At 70.9% G+C, this 19,000-nt stretch carries 17 protein-coding genes and 1 tRNA gene; 5 read left to right on the top strand and 13 right to left on the bottom strand.

Translation table 11 applies throughout. The annotated features are described in order from the left end of the window. Window positions 1-3: 3 nt before the first annotated feature. Complete coding sequence (locus ACWH95_RS12970) at window positions 4-1,275, bottom strand: MFS transporter (protein ID WP_206251340.1); 1,272 nt, start codon at window positions 1,273-1,275, stop codon at window positions 4-6. A gap of 85 nt (window positions 1,276-1,360) precedes the next feature. Between ACWH95_RS12970 and ACWH95_RS12965 the strand changes: the two genes are divergently transcribed. Together ACWH95_RS12965 and ACWH95_RS12960 are read left to right on the top strand one after the other, a co-directional pair. Further along, on the top strand, window positions 1,361-2,200 hold the full coding sequence (locus ACWH95_RS12965) for a hypothetical protein (protein WP_454120777.1): 840 nt from the start codon (window positions 1,361-1,363) through the stop codon (window positions 2,198-2,200). A 114-nt stretch (window positions 2,201-2,314) separates the two neighbouring features. Next, a complete protein-coding gene (locus tag ACWH95_RS12960; RefSeq protein ID WP_136034905.1) occupies window positions 2,315-2,674 on the top strand; it encodes a hypothetical protein in 360 nt (119 codons plus the stop codon). A gap of 74 nt (window positions 2,675-2,748) precedes the next feature. Here the strand turns inward: ACWH95_RS12960 and ACWH95_RS12955 are convergent. From ACWH95_RS12955 to ACWH95_RS12920, 8 genes are all read right to left on the bottom strand, one after another. Beyond that, window positions 2,749-2,820, bottom strand: a tRNA-Gln gene (locus ACWH95_RS12955). Between the two features lie 99 nt (window positions 2,821-2,919). Then, on the bottom strand, window positions 2,920-4,425 hold the full coding sequence (gene gltX / locus ACWH95_RS12950) for a glutamate--tRNA ligase (protein WP_206251344.1): 1,506 nt from the start codon (window positions 4,423-4,425) through the stop codon (window positions 2,920-2,922). Window positions 4,426-4,472: 47 nt separating this feature from the next. Continuing rightward, window positions 4,473-5,033 (bottom strand): hypothetical protein, encoded by a 561-nt coding sequence (locus ACWH95_RS12945; RefSeq protein ID WP_454120776.1) that lies wholly within the window; start codon window positions 5,031-5,033, stop codon window positions 4,473-4,475. A 92-nt stretch (window positions 5,034-5,125) separates the two neighbouring features. Next, the gene (locus tag ACWH95_RS12940) at window positions 5,126-6,385 is read right to left on the bottom strand and encodes an MFS transporter (RefSeq protein ID WP_454120775.1); all 1,260 of its coding nucleotides are present in this window, start codon (window positions 6,383-6,385) and stop codon (window positions 5,126-5,128) included. Beyond that, on the bottom strand, window positions 6,382-7,161 hold the full coding sequence (locus tag ACWH95_RS12935) for a fumarylacetoacetate hydrolase family protein (RefSeq protein WP_136034913.1): 780 nt from the start codon (window positions 7,159-7,161) through the stop codon (window positions 6,382-6,384). The genes ACWH95_RS12940 and ACWH95_RS12935 overlap by 4 nt, the downstream gene beginning before the upstream one ends. A 68-nt stretch (window positions 7,162-7,229) precedes the next feature. Further along, window positions 7,230-8,330: a branched-chain amino acid aminotransferase gene (locus tag ACWH95_RS12930; RefSeq protein WP_136034915.1), complete on the bottom strand. Its 1,101-nt coding sequence runs from the start codon at window positions 8,328-8,330 to the stop codon at window positions 7,230-7,232. Between the two features lie 61 nt (window positions 8,331-8,391). Beyond that, window positions 8,392-9,435 carry a 3-isopropylmalate dehydrogenase gene (locus ACWH95_RS12925; protein ID WP_136034918.1) on the bottom strand — a complete coding sequence of 348 codons (1,044 nt, stop codon included), beginning with the start codon at window positions 9,433-9,435 and terminating at the stop codon, window positions 8,392-8,394. A gap of 82 nt (window positions 9,436-9,517) precedes the next feature. Then, a complete protein-coding gene (locus ACWH95_RS12920) occupies window positions 9,518-11,053 on the bottom strand; it encodes an MFS transporter (RefSeq protein ID WP_247638710.1) in 1,536 nt (511 codons plus the stop codon). A gap of 96 nt (window positions 11,054-11,149) precedes the next feature. Between ACWH95_RS12920 and ACWH95_RS12915 the strand changes: the two genes are divergently transcribed. Beyond that, the gene (locus tag ACWH95_RS12915; RefSeq protein WP_136034922.1) at window positions 11,150-11,692 is read left to right on the top strand and encodes a TetR/AcrR family transcriptional regulator; all 543 of its coding nucleotides are present in this window, start codon (window positions 11,150-11,152) and stop codon (window positions 11,690-11,692) included. A gap of 61 nt (window positions 11,693-11,753) precedes the next feature. Here the strand turns inward: ACWH95_RS12915 and serA are convergent, their stop codons facing one another. From serA to ACWH95_RS12900, 3 genes are all read right to left on the bottom strand, one after another. Beyond that, on the bottom strand, window positions 11,754-13,358 hold the full coding sequence (gene serA / locus ACWH95_RS12910; RefSeq protein ID WP_136034925.1) for a phosphoglycerate dehydrogenase: 1,605 nt from the start codon (window positions 13,356-13,358) through the stop codon (window positions 11,754-11,756). Between the two features lie 148 nt (window positions 13,359-13,506). After that, window positions 13,507-13,842 carry a hypothetical protein gene (locus tag ACWH95_RS12905; RefSeq protein ID WP_136034927.1) on the bottom strand — a complete coding sequence of 112 codons (336 nt, stop codon included), beginning with the start codon at window positions 13,840-13,842 and terminating at the stop codon, window positions 13,507-13,509. Continuing rightward, window positions 13,839-14,384: a hypothetical protein gene (locus ACWH95_RS12900; RefSeq protein WP_454120774.1), complete on the bottom strand. Its 546-nt coding sequence runs from the start codon at window positions 14,382-14,384 to the stop codon at window positions 13,839-13,841. Before ACWH95_RS12900 ends, ACWH95_RS12905 begins: the two co-directional genes overlap by 4 nt. Window positions 14,385-14,466: 82 nt before the next feature. Here ACWH95_RS12900 and ACWH95_RS12895 point away from each other — a divergent pair, with 82 nt between their 5' ends. Then, complete coding sequence (locus tag ACWH95_RS12895) at window positions 14,467-15,408, top strand: hypothetical protein (protein ID WP_136036986.1); 942 nt, start codon at window positions 14,467-14,469, stop codon at window positions 15,406-15,408. Between the two features lie 3 nt (window positions 15,409-15,411). Here ACWH95_RS12895 and ACWH95_RS12890 read toward each other — a convergent pair whose 3' ends face one another. Beyond that, entirely contained in the window at window positions 15,412-16,074 is a 663-nt protein-coding gene (locus ACWH95_RS12890) for a GntR family transcriptional regulator (RefSeq protein ID WP_378803651.1), read from the bottom strand. A 74-nt stretch (window positions 16,075-16,148) separates the two neighbouring features. Here ACWH95_RS12890 and ACWH95_RS12885 point away from each other — a divergent pair, with 74 nt between their 5' ends. Next, the gene (locus ACWH95_RS12885) at window positions 16,149-18,983 is read left to right on the top strand and encodes an FAD-binding and (Fe-S)-binding domain-containing protein (RefSeq protein ID WP_454120773.1); all 2,835 of its coding nucleotides are present in this window, start codon (window positions 16,149-16,151) and stop codon (window positions 18,981-18,983) included. The last annotated feature ends 17 nt before the right edge of the window (window positions 18,984-19,000 follow it).

The following is a 19,000-nucleotide window of genomic DNA, read 5'->3' as shown; positions in this document are numbered from 1 at the left end:
AGCCTAGACCGCGGCCTCGCCCGCGACCTCCTCCGTTCGATGGAGGGGGACGCCGTTCGCCTCCGAAGGCACCACGCGCTCGAGCACGAGAGCCAGAACGCCCACCGCCAGACTTCCGGCCACCATCACGCCGATGAACCAGCCCTGCGCCCCCGCGCCGAGCAGCAGACCGGCCACCAACGGCCCGGTGATCGCTCCACCCTGGAACGCCGCCGAGTTGATCGCGTTGTAGCGGCCCCGGGTGCGGTCGGTGGCGAGGTCGTTGTAGATCGCGGGCACCGTCGGCTGCAGCATCGTCTCCCCGAATGCGAACACCCCCATGAACGCGATCACCCCGATCGCGGCCGCGAGCGAGTCGGGCAGCAGCCCCGCAGCTCCGAGCGCGACCCAGGACAGGGCCCAGATGAGCGCCATCACCTGCATCACCCGCGTGCGACGCTTGCCGGAGATCAGCCGGAGCACCGCGAACTGCAGCAGCACGATCACCGCGGTGTTCACGGCGAAGGAGATGCCGACCACCTGTGTCGACACCTCTGCCACCTGTCGCGCGAACGCCGGGAAGCCGGCCTCCAGCTGTCCGTAGCCGATGAAGACGGAGAGGAAGGTGAGCAGCGTCAGCCACAGCACCGCGGGCCGGCGCACGATCTCGCGGTAGCCACCCGCCGTCTCGTCGGCCGGGTCGTGGTCGGGCTGCGTGCGCACACGTCTCAGCGGCCCGAGGAGCAGCGCGAGTGGGATGAGACTGGTCGCCGCGTCGATGAGGAAGATCGTGGTGAAGGTCGCGGGATCGTCGACGTTCACGAAGAACCCGCCGACGATGCCGCCGACGCCGATGCCCAGGTTCACCAGCGCGAAGTTCACGCCGAAGTACTGCTGGCGGAGCTCACCCTCGACCACCGAGGCGATCAGGGCGTTGAACCCCGGCCAGGAGACGCCGAAGTTCACGCCGATCAGCACCACGGCCACGGTGGCCACGGCAGGATGCGTCGCGTACGCCAGGAGCGTGCACCCCGCGATCATCGCCAGCAGCCCCGTGATCAGCACGCGGCGGGCACCGAAGCGATCGATGAGTGTGCCTCCCGGACCGGTCACGACGAGCCCGGTGATGGCGATCAGGCTCATCAGCGCGCCCGAGAGCCCCAGGTCGAACCCGCGGACCTCGTGCAGGTAGATGATCGTGAACGGCAACGTCATGCCCCGCCCGAGCGTCTGGATGGCGACGGTGGACAGCAGCCAGCGCCCCTCGGTGGGCAGCGCTTTCCAGAAGGAGCTCATTCCGATCACCTCGGTAGTGTTCCAGGGTCTTCCGACATCGGCCGCGCGGCCTGCCGATCCGGCGTCGAACCGATATTCTGCGACCATGCCGCTGTCATACGAGGAGTTCCGATCGTCCCTGCTGAGCGACGAGGGGCTGCAGGCCCTCGGCCTCCCGCTGACCGCCGCCGAGGCCCAGCGCGTGCAGGCCGACGACCAGGCGAGCCGCAGCTGGTACGACTACTGGCTCACCGTCAGCGGCCAGGCCACGCCGCCCGCCGCGACCGTCGCCGCGACGATGCCCCTGGGCGGCCATGACCTCCCCACGTCCGCGCCGACCGCGTACCCCGCGGCGTACGGCGCGACCACCGAGGCGTACGCGACCGGCGCCGCTCCGTTCGCCACCCCGCCGCTCGACCCGAACGCCCCGCCCGCCGACGGCACCGGCCGCAAGAGTCGTGCGGGGCTCTGGATCGCGCTGTCGATCGTCGGCGCCCTGCTGCTCATCGCCGCGATCGTCACGGTCTACGCCGTGGTCACGGCGCGCCACTGGACCAAGGTCGACGTGCCGGAGAAGCCCGAGACCTTCCACAGCGAGGAGTACGAGACCGGCGCCTACCTCGTCGCCGACGACGGGGTGAGCCCGTGCTACGTCGACCAGGACTGGACCGACTGCATCGCCGCGATGGAGGCCCAGTACGCGGGGGCGTGCGCCGGCGTGGAACTGGTGCCGACCGCGGCCGACCTGTGCGCACAGCACCGCGCCGAGATCGACCGGATGATCGCGGAGGATGTCGACGGCACGTACGTCGCCTCCCTGGGCGACTTCGGACACCTCACCCGCACGCCGGAGACCGCGACCCGCCAGGTATCCAACGACGACTACGAGCCCGCCGTGACCCACGAGGCCGTCTGCTACCTCGGCTTCCTCGGGGAGTGCAAGTAGCAGCGACCCCGGTCCACGCGCGCTGACGTCCTCATATGCGGACACCCCGACAGATCTGACGTACCCTCACTCCGTCGGGAGCGGCCCATGCTCCCGGGTCACTGAGGAGCACTGATGCACGCCTTCTATCGCGAAACCCGCCGCGTCGCGGCTTCCGTCCTCGCCGGAGCGCAGCTCTACTTCGCGGTCTGGAACGCGGCGAACCACCACGGCGTCGCCGCCGTGCTGACCACCGGGGCACCACTGATCGCCGCGGCGCTGCTCCTGGCCGCCGTCTTCGTCAGGAAGCGCGGTCCCCTCGACATCCTCGCCTTTTTGGTGTCCGCACTTGCCGCCGCGGTGTGCTGGGGCGCCTCGACGGTCACGCCCGACATCCTGACCTATCTCCCCGCCGTCGCCGCATCGATCGCGTTCGCCACCATCGCCCTGGTGCTCCGCGCGGAGCGGACGGGCCCGCCGGCGAACACCCCGTAGCGTGCCCGCCCTCGCCCGAGAACGACAGAAGCCCGGAGCCGCATTCCTGCGGATTTCCGGGCTTCTGTGAAGTGCTGGGGTACCTGGACTCGAACCAAGAACAACTGAACCAGAATCAGCCGTGTTGCCAATTACACCATACCCCAAGGGCGAAACCGGAGCCTCGCACCGAGAGTCAAGCTTACCCGAGCGGCGACCGATCGCCAAAACCACCGGCGTGTGCCGCCGCTCGGGCGCGTCGCGGCTCAGTCGGCCAGGAACGCGGCCAGGGCGCGCAGTCGCCGCAGCGACTCGTCCTTGCCGAGCAGCTCCATCGACTCGAACAGCGGCGGCGAGACGCGGCGCCCGGTGATGGCGACGCGCGGCGGCCCGTAGGCCACGCGGGGCTTGAGCCCGAGCTCGTCCACGAGCGCCGTCGACAGGGCCTCCTGGACGTTCTCCGGGGTGAAGTCCTGCACGGGCTCGAGCGCGGCGACGCAGGCCTCGAGCACCTCCGCGGCGTTCGCCGGCAGACCCTTGAGGGCGTCCGCGTCGTATGACACCTCGTCGCGGAAGAGGAAACCGAGCATGCCCGGCACCTCACCCAGCAGCTGCACCCGCTCCTGCACGAGCGGCGCGGCGCGGAACGCCAGCACGAGCTGCTCGTGGGTCGGCTCGTCGAACAGCCCAGCGGCGGCGAGGTACGGCACCGAGCGCTCGGCGAAGTCCTTCACGTCGAGCATGCGGATGTGGTCGCCATTGATCGACTCCGCCTTCTTCTGGTCGAAGCGGGCCGGATTCGGGTTCACGTTCTCGATGTCGAACGCGGCGATGAACTCGTCGAGCGAGAACACGTCACGGTCGGGGCCGATCGACCAGCCCAGCAGCGCCAGGTAGTTCAGCAGCCCCTCGTGGATGAAGCCGCGCTCCCGGTGCAGGAAGAGGTCGGCCTGGGGGTCGCGCTTGGAGAGCTTCTTCGTGCCCGTCTCCCCCAGCACCAGCGGCATGTGCGCGAAGCGCGGGACGAACGTCGTCACCCCGGCGTCGATCAGCGCGGCGTAGAGCGACAGCTGACGGGCGGTGGAGGGCATGAGGTCTTCGCCGCGCAGCACGTGGGTGATGCCCATCAGCGCATCATCGACCGGGTTCACGAAGGTGTACAGCGGCACGCCGTTCGGACGCACGACCACGAAGTCGGGGAACGATCCGGCCGGGAAGGTGACCTCGCCGCGGATGAGGTCCACGTACGTGAGGTCCTCGTCCGGCACCCGCAGGCGCAGGGCCGGCTGGCGACCCTCGGCGCGGAACGCCGCCTTCTGCTCGTCCGTGAGGTCGCGGTCGAAATTGTCGTAGCCGAGCTGCTTCGCCCGACCGTTGGCCTCGTTGCGGGCGTCGATCTCCTCCGCCGTCGAGTAGCTCTCGTAGAGCGCGCCCGTCGCGAGCAGCTTGTCGATCACCCCGCGATAGATGTCGTGCCGCTCGGACTGGCGGTACGGCGCGTGGGGGCCGCCCACCTCGACGCCCTCGTCCCAGTCGATCTCGAGCCAGGTGAGCGCGTCGACCAGCTGACGGAAGCTCTCCTCGCTGTCCCGCGCGGCGTCGGTGTCCTCGATGCGGAACACCATCTTCCCGCCGTTGTGGCGCGCGTACGCCCAGTTGTACAGAGCCGTGCGGACCATGCCGACGTGCGGCAGCCCCGTCGGAGAGGGGCAGAAGCGGACGCGGATGTCGGCGCCGCTGGCGGTCGTGGTGAGGGGGTGAGGAGTAGCCATAGCCTTTCGATTCTACGGGTGCGCGGGGCTCAGCCCGCGGCGCTCGCTCAGCCTCCTGGGCAGTCGCAGTCGCCTCCGCTGTGGCACTGGCAGATCGGTGGCGGGTAGTCCGCCGCCGTCACCGACTCCCGAACGTCTAGGTCCCTGAATGGGACGACCTCGTCGTACCTGTCCGCGTCCGGGATGTCTCCGCACACGGCGTCCTCCGCACGGATCTCGGCGGCGGCCTGCGGGAAGACGAAGTCGACGCACGTCGCGGCGCTCGCCTGCTGATACCAGTGCCCGCCGCCGGTCGTCGCGCCGCCACCAACGACGAGAGTGAGGGTCACGGTGTCGTCGGCTTGGTCGAGGGCGACCAGGGTGTATAGACCGGATCCGTCGTCGGCACCCTCACGCGCGTCGTGGACGAAGCCGAGTCCGGCGACGGCCGCTTCCGGGTCGCTGACGATCTGGTCGCGGTACTCCCACAACGAGTCCTGCGCGTCTTCCACGGACTCGGCGAGGCTGTCCCTCACCAGCGTCCCGATGCTCGGTGCACACCCGGTGAGAGCGCCGACGATGACGACGAGCACAGCACCTGCGGCGACTCGTCCGGCCTGGGAGGACATGGCTCGACCGTAGCGCAGCGCACACCGCCTCCGGGTGACCTCAGCGGATGGCGCGCAGGCCAACCGCGGTGTGACGACTCCTCCGCCGTCCGTCACCGCGCAGTGGCCCGCGCGAGCGGCGAGAGCACCACGATCGCGAGGACGAGCACCGAGGCGGCGATGCCGAGGCCCGCGTACTGGAAGTTCGACAGCACGATGCCCGCGAGCACGGAACCGGCGGCGGCCGAGAGGCTCATGAGCGAGTCGCTGCGACCCTGACGGCGCGTGCGCAGCTCGGGTGCGGAGGCTTCGGTCAGGAGGGCGGCGCCCGCCACGGTCGCCGCGCTCCAGCCCAGGCCCAACAGGATGAGCGCGACCATCACGCCCCACGCCTCCGTTCCCGTGAACACCGCGAACGCCAGCGCGCCGCCGAGGAGCACCTGCCCCAGCAGCACCACGCGCAGCCGTCCCCACCGGTCGGCCAGCACACCGAACACGGGTGACAGCGCGTACATGCCGCCCACGTGCAGCGCGATCGTGATCCCCACCAGGGCCGAGACGTCGGCCGGAGTCGCCGCAGCGCCGTGCGCGCCGTGCGCCATGTGCGACAGGTGCACCGGGGTCATCGCCATGACCGACGCCATCACCACGTGCGAACCGGCGATGGCGAAGATGGCGTAGCGCGCGACCCGCGGACGGTCCACCGCCGTCACCCCGGTCGCCGCAGCAGCCTGCGTCGCGAGGCGCTGCGCCGCGAGGAGCGGATCCGGGCGCAGCGCCACGAGGTAGAGCACGAGCGCGGCACACTGCGCCACGAACGAGAACACGTACGACCCGGTCTGCGGCGGCATCCCGATCGCATGGCCGATGACCTCGCCGGGGCCGAGCAGCAGCGGTCCCGCGACGCCGCCGATCGTCGTCGACCACACCACGATGGAGAGGTCGCGGCCGCGGTGCTGCGGGGCGGCGAGGTCGGTCGCGGCGAACCGCGACTGCAAGTTGCCCGCGTTGCCCGCACCGATCAACAGGATGCCGACGAGGAGCAGCGGGAACACCCGGACCGACGCGGCGAGGATCACCACGGCGATGCCGACCAGGGCGAAGAGGTTGCCGAGCGTGAGTGCACGCCGTCGCCCGAGCCGCGCCGCCAGCCGCGCGAGCGGGATCGCACACAGTGCCGCGCCGAGCGTGACGGAGGCGGTCGCCAGCCCGGAGAGCGCGTCGCTGCCGGAGATGTCGGCCGCGAGCAGAGCACCGAGCGAGACGGTCGCCCCGAACGCGATGCCCCCGAGGACCTGCCCGAGCGACAGCACGAGGACGGTGCGCCGCTGCACCGCCGTCTGCTGCGCCGCCGTCAGGGCGCCGGAGGTCATGTCGCGGGAACGGCGTCGCGCGCGGTGTTGCGGAGGATGCCGAGGCCGGAGATCTCCACCTCCACGACGTCGCCCGCCGTGAACGTGCCGACACCCGCCGGGGTCCCCGTCATGATCACGTCACCGGGGAGAAGGGTGAAGACGGCCGAGGCGTACGCGATGATGTCCGCCACCGAGTGGATCATGTCGGTGAGCGGCGCGTGCTGCCGCACCTCGCCGTTGACCCTGGTCTCGATGGTCGCCGTCGACGCGTCGAAGTCGGTCTCGATCACGGGGCCGAGCGGGCAGAAGGTGTCGAAGCCCTTCGCCCGGGACCACTGTCCGTCCTTGCGCTGCAGATCGCGCGCGGTGACGTCGTTGCCGATCGTGTAGCCGAGCACGTAGTCGAGGGCGTTCTCCGCCGTGACGTTCTTGGCGATCTTGCCGATCACGACCACCAGCTCACCCTCGTACTCGGTGCGCTCGGACAGGGCGGTGGGACGCACGATCGCGTCGTCCGGGCCGATGACGGCCGTGTTCGGCTTGAGGAACAGCAGCGGCTCCTCGGGCGCGACCCCACCCATCTCGGCGGCGTGGTCGTGGTAGTTCTTGCCGACGCACACGACCTTGGAGCGCGGGATCACGGGGGCGAGGAGCTTCGCCTCGGCGAGCGGCACCCGGTCGCCGGTGGTCTCGTACCCGGCGAACATCGGGTCCCCGGCCAGCACCACGAGCTCGCGCTCGTCGATGATCCCGTACATGATGGCGTCGTCGTGGCTGAACCGGGCGATCTTCATGCGTCCAGCCTAGCGACGACGAAGACCCCGGACCGGGCGAGCCGGCGCGGGGTCTTCGGAGGTGGGGATCAGGCGTCGAGGCGCACGAGCCAGCCGTGCTTGTCCTCGCGGCGGCCGTACTGGATGTCGGTCAGCTCCTCGCGCAGCGACAGGGCCAGCTCGCCGAGCGGCTGCGGCTCGTCGAAGCCGTCGCCGACCAGCGCACCGATCGGGGTGACGACGGCGGCCGTGCCGCATGCGAAGACCTCGACGATGTCGCCCGAGGCGACGCCCTGACGCCACTCGTCGATCGAGATCGGTCGCTTCTCGACCGTGTAGCCGCGGTCTTCCGCGAGCTGCAGCAGCGAGTCGCGCGTGATGCCCTCGAGGATGCTGTCGGACTCCGGGGTGACGACGCGGCCGTCCTTGAAGACGAACACGACGTTCATGCCGCCGAGCTCTTCGACGTCGCGCTTCTCGTTGAGGAACACGACCTGGTCGCAGCCCTTGGCGGCGGCCTCGGCCTGCGGGAGGAGGCTCGAGGCGTAGTTGCCGCCGGTCTTCGCCTTCCCGGTGCCGCCCTTGCCCGCGCGAGCGTAGTCCTCCGAGAGCCAGATGCGCACCGGCTTCACCCCGCCGCTGAAGTACGCGCCGGCGGGGCTCGCGATCACGTAGTACGCGACCTTCTGCGCCGCGCGCACCCCGAGGAACGCCTCCTTGGCGAACATGAACGGCCGCAGGTACAGGCTCTGGTCGGCGCCCGACGGCACCCACCGACCGTCAACGGTGATCAGCTCGCGCAGCGACTGGATGAAGTACTCGGTGGGCAGCTCCGGAAGCGCCAGGCGGCGCGCGCTCGCCTGCAGGCGGGCGGCGTTGCGGTCGGGACGGAAGGTGTGGATGGACCCGTCGGCGTGACGGTAGGCCTTGATGCCCTCGAAGATCTCCTGCGCATAGTGCAGAACCGAGGCGGCGGGGTCGAGCGGGATCGGGCCGTAGGGCTGCACGCGCGGACGGTGCCAGCCGCCCTTGGCCGACCAGCAGATGTCGACCATGTGGTCGGTGAAGACGACCCCGAACCCGGGGTTCTCCAGCACCTCGGCGAGCCGCGTCGGGCTCGCGGCGTTCAGGTTCTTCGTCACGGCGAACTCCAGGGGAGCCACGCTCGTCTCGGCGTCGATCGTCGTCATGTCGTCATCCAATCCTCGTGGGTGGGCGCATCCTCGCGCCCTGTCAGCCTACGCCCGCCGCTCAGAGGCGGGCAGTGATCGCGGAGCCGATCTCCGCGGTGGTGCGGGCACCGCTGCGCGCGGCGATGTCCGCCTCGACCGCGGCGCTCACACGCGCCGACTCGGCCGCGAAGCCGAGGTGGTCGAGCAGCAGCGCGATCGAGAGGATCGCGGCGGTCGGGTCGGCCTTCTGCTGACCCGCGATGTCCGGAGCCGAGCCGTGCACGGGCTCGAACATCGACGGGAAGGCGCCGTCGGGGTTGATGTTCCCCGAGGCTGCGAGGCCGATGCCGCCCGTGACGGCGCCGGCGAGGTCGGTGAGGATGTCACCGAAGAGATTGTCCGTCACGATCACGTCGAAACGCGAGGGGTCCGTGACCAGGAAGATGGTGGCGGCGTCGACGTGCAGGTAGTCGACGGTCACATCGGGGTGTTCGGCCGCGACCTCGTTCACGATGCGCTGCCAGATCGCCCCGGCGTGCACGAGCACGTTGGTCTTGTGCACGAGGGTGAGCTTCCGGCGCCGACGCTCGGCGAGGTCGAACGCGTAGCGCACGACGCGCTCCACACCGAAGGCGGTGTTGACCGAGGTCTCGTTGGCGACCTCCTGCGGCGTGCCGACGCGGATCGCGCCGCCGTTGCCGACGTAGGGCCCCTCGGTTCCCTCCCGCACCACGACGAAGTCGACCTCCCCCGGGTCGGCGAGCGGACCAGGGGCACCCGGGAAGAGCTTCGACGGGCGGAGGTTCACGTAGTGGTCGAGCGTGAAGCGGAGCTTCAGCAGCAGGCCGCGCTCGATGTTCGCGTTCTTCAGGCGCGGGTCGCCCGGCGTGCCTCCGACCGCGCCGAGCAGGATCGCGTCGTGCGCCGAGATCGCCGCCAGGTCGTCATCGGTGAGCGTGTCGCCGGTCTCGAGGAACCGGCCGGCTCCGAGCGAGAAGCGGGTCTTGTCGAACGTCACGTCGCTGTCTGCGGTGACGGCGTCGAGCACCTTCTCCGCCTCCGCGATGACCTCGGGACCGATGCCGTCACCGGGGATGACGGCCAGCTTCACGACACGCGACATGAGACTCCTTGCGCACTGCACGGGGGTGGACCGGCCGCGGCGCGACCGCGGGTCGTACAGGCCGGTCCCCCCAGCGTAGTGGTCAGTGCGTGGGTGCCTTGCGCAGTGTGACGGCGGCGATCACCGCGGCGATGACCACGAGCCCGGCGCCGATCAGCGAGGTCACCGTCACCCCGGAGCCGAACGCGTCGGCGGCGGCCTGCCACAGCGCGTCTCCGAGCTGCGACGGGAGCTGCTGCGCCGCGGTGTACGCGCCGGCCAGCGTCTCCTGCGCCGCATGCGCGACGTCGGCGGGCAGCCCCTCCGGAAGCACGAGCGCTCCGCGGTAGAACGCCGTGATGAGGCCGCCCAGGATGGCGGTGCCGAGCACGGCGCCGAGCTCGTACGCGGTCTCGGACACGGCGCTGGCCGCGCCGGCCTTCGCGGCCGGAGCGCTGGAGAGGATGAGCTCGTTCGAGATCGTCTCCGCGGCACCGATGCCGATGCCGAGCACCGCGAACGCGAGGATCAGCGGCACGACACCGTGGTCGTGCGTCGTCATCGCCACGATCAGGTAGCCGACCACGGAGAAGACCAGCGCCGCGGGAATCAGCACGTGCGGCGGCACGCGACGCGAGATCGGCACGACCGTGAGGCCGGCCACGATCATCGCCGCCATGCCGGGCACGAGTGCGAGCCCGGCCATCATGGGCGACAGCCCGAGCACGAGCTGCACGTGCTGCGACACGAAGTAGAGGAAGCCCACCAGGGCGACCACGCTGAGCAGGTTCACCAGGATCGCCCCGGAGAAGGAGCCCCGCCGGAACAGCGCCATGTCGAGCATCGGGACGTCGGAGCGGAGCTGACGCCGCACGAACAGCGCGCCCATCGCGAGGCCCAGCACGGCCCATCCCCCCGCGTACAGCGAGGGCCCGTCCACCGCGAACGACTTGATCGCGTAGACGACCGGGATCATCGCGGCCATCGACAGGGCGATGCTCAGCGGGTCGATGCGACCGGGGTGCGGGTCACGGCTCTCGGGCACCAGCAGCGGTGCGCCGATCAGCAGCGGGATCAGCACCGGTACAGCGAGGAGGAACACCGAGCCCCATGCGAAGTGCTCGAGCAGGAACCCGCCGACGATCGGCCCCAGGGCCGCACCGGCGGAGAACGCGGACGCCCAGACCGCGATCGCCATGCGCCGCTGATCGCGGTTCTGGAAGATCGAGCGCAGGAGCGACAGCGTGGAGGGCATGAGCATCGCACCGAAGAAGCCGAGCAGGGCGCGGGCGGCGATGAGGAGACCGGCCGTCGGAGCGAACGCGGCGAGGGCCGAGACCACGGCGAACCCCGTGGCTCCGATGAGCAGCAGCTTCCTCCGCCCGAACCGATCACCGAGCGTGCCCATGGTCACCAGCAGTCCGGCCAGCACGAGCGGGTACACGTCGATGATCCACAGCTGCTCGGCACCGGTGGGTGCGAGCGAGATCGAGATCTCGGGCAGGGCGAAGCTCAGCACCGTGTTGTCGACCGACACCAGCAGCACGGGGAGCATGAGGACGACGAGCGCCGCCCACCCTCTGGCGCCGACGCGCGGGGCTTCCGTCTCTGTCGTCGGGATCGACGCAGTACGGCTCATGGAACACCTCTCAGACTCTCGGCGGCTCCGTTAGTAAACCGTCCGGCTGGTATAGTAACCGAGACCGGCCTCCCGTTTCCGAACAGAGGATGAACGATGCCCCGACCTCCCCTCGCCCGCGAGAAGGTTCTCGACGCCTTCGAGGCGATCCTCATCGACGAGGGCGAGCGCGCGGCCACGCTCGACGCGACAGCCAAGGCCGCGGGCGTCTCCAAAGGCGGGCTGCTGTACCACTTCCACTCCAAGGACGACCTCGAGGCCGGACTCGTGGAGCGGCTCGACCACCTCACCACCCTCGACCTGGAGCGCATGAACGCGGCGGAGGAGGGCCCGGTCGCCTACTACGTCCGCACGTCGGTCATGGAGGACGACGCCCTCGACCGCGCCCTGATCGCCACGACCCGCCTCGCCCAGGGCGGCTCGGCCCGCGCGGCCGACATGCTCCGCGAGACCCGGCGCCGCTGGGCCGACACCATCCGCCCGCACGTGCGCGACACCGCCAGCCTCGACCTGGTGATGCTGGTCAGCGACGGGCTCTACTTCAACAACTCGCTCGACGTGCACGGACCCGAGCGGCTCGTCCCCCGCAGCGATGAGCTCGCCGACCTGATCGCCCTGGTCCTGCGCGCGACCGCCTGACTCGCGAACCGAAGAGGGGCGGGAGCGTCACGCTCCCGCCCCTCTTCCGTGGTGCTGCGGCTCAGACCTCGGTGATCTCGATCTGCCGGAACAGGTCGGCGTCGATCGCGTCGCGCACGTCGTCGAGCAGTTCCTCCGACACGGGCGAGTCCAGCGTCAGCACGCTGAGCGCCTGGTCGCCGGCCGCGCGGCGCGCGATCTGCATGCCGGCGATGTTGATGCCGGCCTCACCGAACTTCTGGCCGTACACGGCCACGATGCCCGGACGGTCGGTGTAGAGCATGACGACGTGGTGCTTCTCGATCGGCAGCTCCAACGCGTGGTCGTTGATGCCGACGAGCTTCTCCGCCTGCTTCGGGCCGGTCAGGGTGCCGGACACCGAGAGCTGCGATCCGTCGGACAGGGCCCCCGTCAGGGTGATGACGTTGCGGTACTCCTCGCTCACGTCGTCCTTGAGCAGACGGACCGCGATCCCCCGCTGCTCGGCGAGGAGCGGAGCGTTCACATACGACACGGTCTCGCTGACGATGTTCGTGAACACGCCCTTGAGCGCCGCGAGCTTGAGCACGCTGACGTCGTAGTCGTTGAGCTCGCCGTGCACCTCGACGTCGAGGCTCGTGAGCGGCGAGGTCGCGAGGGCCGCGAAGATCTGGCCCAGCTTCTCCACGAGCGAGATCCCCGGACGCACATACGGGTCGATCACGCCGCCGGCCACGTTGACCGCGTCGGGCACCAGGTCGCCGCCCAGCGCGAGTCGCACCGAGCGGGCGACCGAGACACCGGCCTTCTCCTGCGCCTCCTCCGTGCTCGCACCGAGGTGCGGCGTGACGACCACGTTCGGCAGGTCGAGCAGCGGACGGGCACTGCCGCCCTCCGCCGGCGGCTCGGACGTGAAGACGTCGAGACCGGCACCGGCGATCTCGCCAGCGACGAGCGCCTCGTGCAGCGCCTCCTCGTCGATCAGCCCGCCGCGCGCGACGTTGACGACGAAGGCGGTCGGCTTCATCGCCGCGAACTGCTCCGCGCCGATCATGCCCGTGGTCTCCGGAGTCTTGGGCATGTGGATCGTCAGGAAGTCGGACTCCGCCACCAGCTCGTCGAGCGACAGGAGCTGCACGCCGAGCTGCTGGGCACGGGCGGACGTGACGTAGGGGTCGTACGCGACGACGCGCATGTCGAACGCCGCGAGGCGGGCGGCGACGAGCGCGCCGATACGTCCGAGCCCCACGATGCCGACCGTCTTCTCGAAGAGCTCGGCGCCCGTGAACGAGCTGCGCTTCCACTGCCCGGCGGCGAGCGAGGCGTGCGCGGCCGGGATGCGCCGAGCGAGGCTGAGGATGTGACCGACCGTGAGCTCGGCGGCCGAGACGATGTTCGACGTCGGAGCGTTCACGACCATGACGCCCGCCGTGGTCGCGGCCTTGATGTCGACGTTGTCGAGGCCCACGCCCGCACGCGCGACGACCTTCAGCTTCGGCGCGTGCGCCAGCGCCTCCTCGTCGATGCGGGTCGCCGAGCGGATGAGCACGGCGTCGGCCTCGGCCAGCGCGGCGAACAGGGCCTCGCGGTCGGTGCCGTCGACGTGGCGGACGTCGAAGTCGGGGCCGAGCGCCTCGATCGTGGCGGGAGAGAGTACTTCGGCGATGAGCACGACGGGCTTCGGCACAGTGGATCCTTCGGGGCAGCGCGACAGGCGGGAGGGGCCGATGCGCCGCACACCGTCGGGGGCGCGATCGCGACAACTCTACCCGAGCCGCCATGCCGCTCCGTGCCGTGTGACGCCGCGCGGTCCGGCTCGACCGGTGGCGTCCGGGTCAGGCGCTGGGGAGCGTGAGGCTGAGCGCGAGCAGACTCATCCAGAAGACGGCGACGATGCCCAGCCCCGCGAGGAACACGAGGGCGAGCTCGCCCACGCGACGGCGACGCCCGATCGCGGAGGCGAAGCCGAACACGATCAGGGGGAAGACGACACCGAACAGCAGCACGGCCCAGCCCGCACCCGTCAGACCGGTCTGCGCCATCGTGATCAGATGCGCGACCGCGTTCCACACCGCGTAGGCGTAGAACAGCCCGGCGAGGACGATGACGGTGCCGGCGAGCCAGCGCGGCGATCCGGACGACACCGCCGATGCGTTCTCCGACGAGCTCATGATCCGACCACCCCCACCGTCACGAACGGCCACGGCACCAGGAGCACGACCCCGGCGAGCAGCAGGGCGACCCGCACCCACGCGGCCCTCCCCCGCGTGAGAACCCACGTCGCGAGGAACCACAGCGCGGGCGCCGCGATCGCGAGCACGAACCAGGGCAGGAACATCGCGTCGGCGACCAGGAACGAGGCGAGCGGTTGCAGCCGCAGCCCACCGACGACCCAGCCGACCGAATAGAGGAGATACACCCCGCCGACCACCCCGACGAGCAGGAGCATCGCATTGCTGAGTCCCGCCGGCGCCTCGTCGTCGGCGGCGACGGACGCCGCGGGCGCCGACGGCGGTGCCGCCTCGGTGGGCGGTGGAGACGCGGGGGGTCGCGTCGTGGGCGCGACCGCGGCGCTCTCCGTGGTCGTGGCGTCGTGAAGAGGCGGCTCGACGGGCGGGGCCGCGTTCTCACGTCGCCGCGGGCGACCGGTGCGATGCGACGCCGTGTCGTCGTCGCCCTCCCAGCTCAGGGCGTCGTCGGAGTCGGAGGTCATGCCTCCAGCGTAGGACACCCCGTCCACTAGGATCTTGCGTGCCCTGGCCGGTGCGGTCGGGCCTTCGGGGGAAGGGATCAACGTGGCCGAGAGCGACGACAGGACCGCCGGCAGGGACAGGAACACCGCCGCGAGCACGGAGCCACCGGCGGGGTGGACGCCGAGCGCCGCGGCGAAGACGACGGCGATGCGCTTCCGCTGGATCGCGGGCGCGCTGTGGGCCCTCGCGATCATCGGCGAGGGCGTCGGGATCTTCTGGCTGCTCCGCCAGCGCGTCTACGTCGGCGAGGACGGCACGCTCGTGCGCGACCCCGACACGGGTCTGCTCGAGGAGCAGGGCGTCACGGCACAGTTCCCGCAGTGGGCGTTCATCGCCCTGCTCGTGCTGCTCGTCGTGATCGCGGCCCTGTCGATCACGGGCTCCGTGCTCTGGAAGAAGGCGAACCGGCTCGATCCCGCGCGGAAGGCGGACAAGACCCGCTTCTTCGTGCAGAACCAGCTCGGCGCGATCATCGCGATCGTCGCCTTCCTCCCGCTCGTGATCCTGATCTTCCTGAACAAGGACATGGACAAGGGGCAGAAGACGACGGCCGGCATCGTCGGCGTCGTCCTGGCCGCACTGGCCGTGTTCGTCGGCGTGGACTTCGCCCCGCCGTCGGTCGAGCAGTACACGGCCGATCAGTCGACCGTGATCCAGCTGCTCGGCAAGGACGAGGTGGTCTGGGTCGACGGCGGCAAGGTCTATCACGTGTGCGACGAGGTGCCGGCGATCCAGACGGGCAGTGAGATCCGCACCGGCACGACGGCGCAGGCGATCGAGGCGGGCAAGATCCGCCTCACGCTGCAGTTCGCCTCGGAGCTGCGCACGTGCGGCCTCGCGGTGCCGGAGAACGCGGACGAGATCACGGAGGCGCTGCGCGCGATCCAGGACGGCGCAGTGGACACGCCGCTGCCCGCGCCGGTGTGGGCGGACCCGGCGGATGCGCCCATCCAGATCGAGGACGCCCCGGCGAACGTGGGCTGACGCTCAGTCGCGCCCGAGCGCCTCGACCAGTCGCTCCTCCGCGGACGCGAGGTGCGCCCGCAGCAGCTCGGCGGCTTCGTCCTCCGCACCCGCGGCGACGGCATCGAGCATCTCCCGATGCTGTGCGGCGATCTCCTCCGCGTTCAGCAGGCGCCGCCCCTGCACCTGCGCCATGCACAACCGGACCTCGTCGAGCACGCTCCGATACATCCGTCCGGTCCGCTCGCTGTGCAGCGCATCGATCAGCGCCGTATGGAAGCGCAGATCGGGGCCCACGGTCGCCGGGTCGGGCCCCGGTCCCATCGCGAGCAGCTCCGCGTTCGCCTCGACCGCGGCGGCGGGCACTCTGCGCGCCCGTGCCAGCTCCCGGAGCGCGGCGCTCTCCAGGCGGGTGCGCGTGCGGTAGACGTCACGCACCGTCGCCTGATCGATACCCACCACGCGTGCGGTGCGATGTGCTGTGCGCACGAGCAGGCCGCTCGCGACCAGCTGTTCGATCGCCGCCTTCGCGCTGGGCCTGGCCACACCGAAGGACTGCGACACCGCGGCCTCGGTGAGCGGCTCGCCCGATCGGATCTCACCGCCGAGGATGCGCGCGCGCAGCTGGGCGGTCACCGCATCGACCACGCCGACGACGCCGAGGCCGCGGTCCGTGAGGGTGGTCATGGCCGTCAGCCTAGCGAAGCATCTGGTCATCGGTACACTTGTCAGACAATCTTGACCCGGAGCAGAGGAGCACCGTGCCGACCACCATCGCCGAACCGCTGGACCACGAGCTGCTCGGGCCGGACACCGAGGTGCATGCCCGGTCGATCGACCGGTTCGCCCGCGCCCACGACGCCTCCCACTATCTGCTCGTCCCCGATGCCGTGCTCTCCCCCGCCGATGCGGCCGGCGTGGCCCGCGCGTTCGGCGCCGTGCGCGCCGCCGGACGCACCCTCACCTTCCGCTCCGGTGGCACGAGTCTCTCCGGACAGGGGGTGAGCGGCGACATCCTCGTCGACACCCGCAGCCACTTCCGCGACATCCGGGTGGAGGACGACGGCGCCGCCGTCCGCGTCGGCCCCGGCGCCACCGTGCGGCAGGTCAACACACGGCTCGCCCGGTACCGCCGCAAGCTCGGGCCCGACCCGGCGAGCGAGATCGCGTGCACGATCGGCGGCGTCGTGGCGAACAACTCCAGCGGCATGGCCTGCGGCATCACCGAGAACTCGTACCAGACGATCACGTCGATGACGCTCGTGCTGCCCAGCGGAACCATCCTCGACACGGGCCGTCCCGACGCGAACGAGGTGCTCCGCGCCGCCGAGCCGGCGATCGCCGACGGCCTGCTCGCCCTGCGCGCGCGGTTGCTCGCCTCCCCCCAGCACGTGGCCTTCCTCCGCCAGCAGTTCTCCATGAAGAACACCATGGGCTACGGCCTCAACGCCCTGCTCGACTTCGACGACCCCGTCCGCATCCTGGAGCACCTCGTGATCGGCTCGGAGGGCACGCTCGCCTTCGTCGCCGAGGCGCGCTTCCGCACGATCGAGGTACGCCCCGCGATCGCGACCGGGCTGCTCGTGTTCGAGACGCTGTCGGCCGCCATGTCCGCACTGCCCGACCTCACCCGTCTCGGTCTCGCCACGATCGAGCTCCTGGATGCGGCGTCGCTGCGCGTGGCCCAGGGGCTGAGCGACGTCCCGGCGGCGATCGCGGAGATCGACGTGCGGGGGCACGCCGCCCTCCTCGTGGAGGTGCACGCGGCCGACACCGACGCACTGACGCTCGCGAGCGCCGCCGCCCAGTCGCACTTCGATGCCCTCCCCCTCGCCGTGCCGCCACGGCTCACGACCGACGCGGCCGAGCGGGCCGCGCTGTGGCACGTGCGCAAGGGCCTCTACACCGCCGTCGCCGGTGCCCGCCCCTCCGGCACGACCGCGCTGCTGGAGGACATCGTGGTACCGGTGCCCCGGCTGCTGGCCACGTGCGAGCGCCTGATCGAGCTGTTCGCGGAGCACGGCTACGAGGGATCCGTCATCTTCGGGCACGCGAAGGACGGCAACGTGCACTTCCTGCTCAACGAGCGCTTCGACGACCCCGACAGCGTGGCCCGCTACCGCCGCTTCACCGACGACCTCGTCGAGCTCGTCCTCTCCCAGCAGGGGTCGCTCAAGGCCGAGCACGGCACCGGTCGCATCATGGCGCCGTTCGTCCGGCGGCAGTATGGCGACGAGCTCACCGACCTGATGTGGGAGCTCAAGCGACTCATCGATCCGGACGGCATCCTCAACCCCGGCGTGGTGCTCTCCGACGACCCCGACTCCTACCTGCACGACCTCAAGCGCGTTCCCACGGTCGAGAGCGAGGTGGACCGCTGCGTGGAGTGCGGGTACTGCGAGCCCACGTGCCCGAGCAAGAGCATCACCCTCACCCCGCGGCAGCGCATCGTGCTGCGCCGCGACATGGCGTGGGCCGAGGAGCAGGGCGACACCGAGCTGCTGCGCGACCTGCGCGCCGACTACGACTACGACGGCGTGCAGACCTGCGCCGTCGACGGCATGTGCGGGGTCGCGTGTCCGGTCGACATCAACACGGGCGACCTCGTGCGGCGGCTGCGGGCCGAGCAGTCGAACGCGGTCGAGGGCGCCGTCTGGGGCACCGCCGCGAAGCACTGGAGCATGGTCACCCGCGCGGGCGGCGTGGCCCTCACGGTCGCGGACGCCCTCCCCGCCCCGCTCGTCCGCGGCGTGACGCAGCTCGGACGCGCCGTGCTCGGCGCCGACACCGTGCCGCTGTACGACGGCGGACTCCCCCGCGGCGGCTCGAAGCCCGATCGACCGGTGTCACCGCCCGACGCGCAGGCCGTGTTCTTCGGCGCGTGCATCGGCACGATGTTCGGCGCGGAGGACGGCGGCCACGGATCCCGTGATGCCCTGCGCCACCTGCTCGACCGGGCGGGGATCGCGGTGGTGATCCCGGAGGAGAACGGCGGGCTCTGCTGCGGCACCCCGTGGAAGTCGAAGGGACACCTCGACGGCTACCGGCTGATGTCCGACCGGGTGCTGGCGTCGCTGTGGGAGGCCAGCCGTCACGGCGAGCTCCCCGTGGTGTGCGACGCCGCGTCGTGCACCGAGGGGCTCGACGTGATGCTCGCCCAGTCCGTCGCGAAGGATCCGCGCTACGCGGGACTGCGCATCGAGGACGCCACGACCTTCGTCGCCCGCGAGGTGCTGCCGCGGTTGAGCGTGCCGGCGAAGCTCCCCTCCATCGCGGTGCACCCCACCTGCTCGACCACGGCGCTCGGGGCGACCGGGGCCCTGACGGAGATCGCTGCCGCCGTGGCCGACGACGTGTTCGTGCCCGAGGGTTGGGGCTGCTGCGCGTTCGCGGGCGACCGCGGCATGCTGCACCCCGAGCTCACCGCGAGTGCGACTGCGCAGGAGTCGGCCGAGGTCGCGGCCGCTGACGGGGAGCGCGGGGGCTTCGACGCGTTCGTGTCCGCCAACCGCACGTGTGAGATCGGCATGACCCGCGCCACCGGGCGCCCCTACCGGCACGTGATCGAGGTGCTGGAGGAGCTCACGCGACCCTGAGCCGCGCGGGGCGATGG

Source organism: Microbacterium sp. NPDC055502 (assembly GCF_053643635.1).
This window is presented reverse-complemented; position numbering and strand designations above follow the sequence as displayed.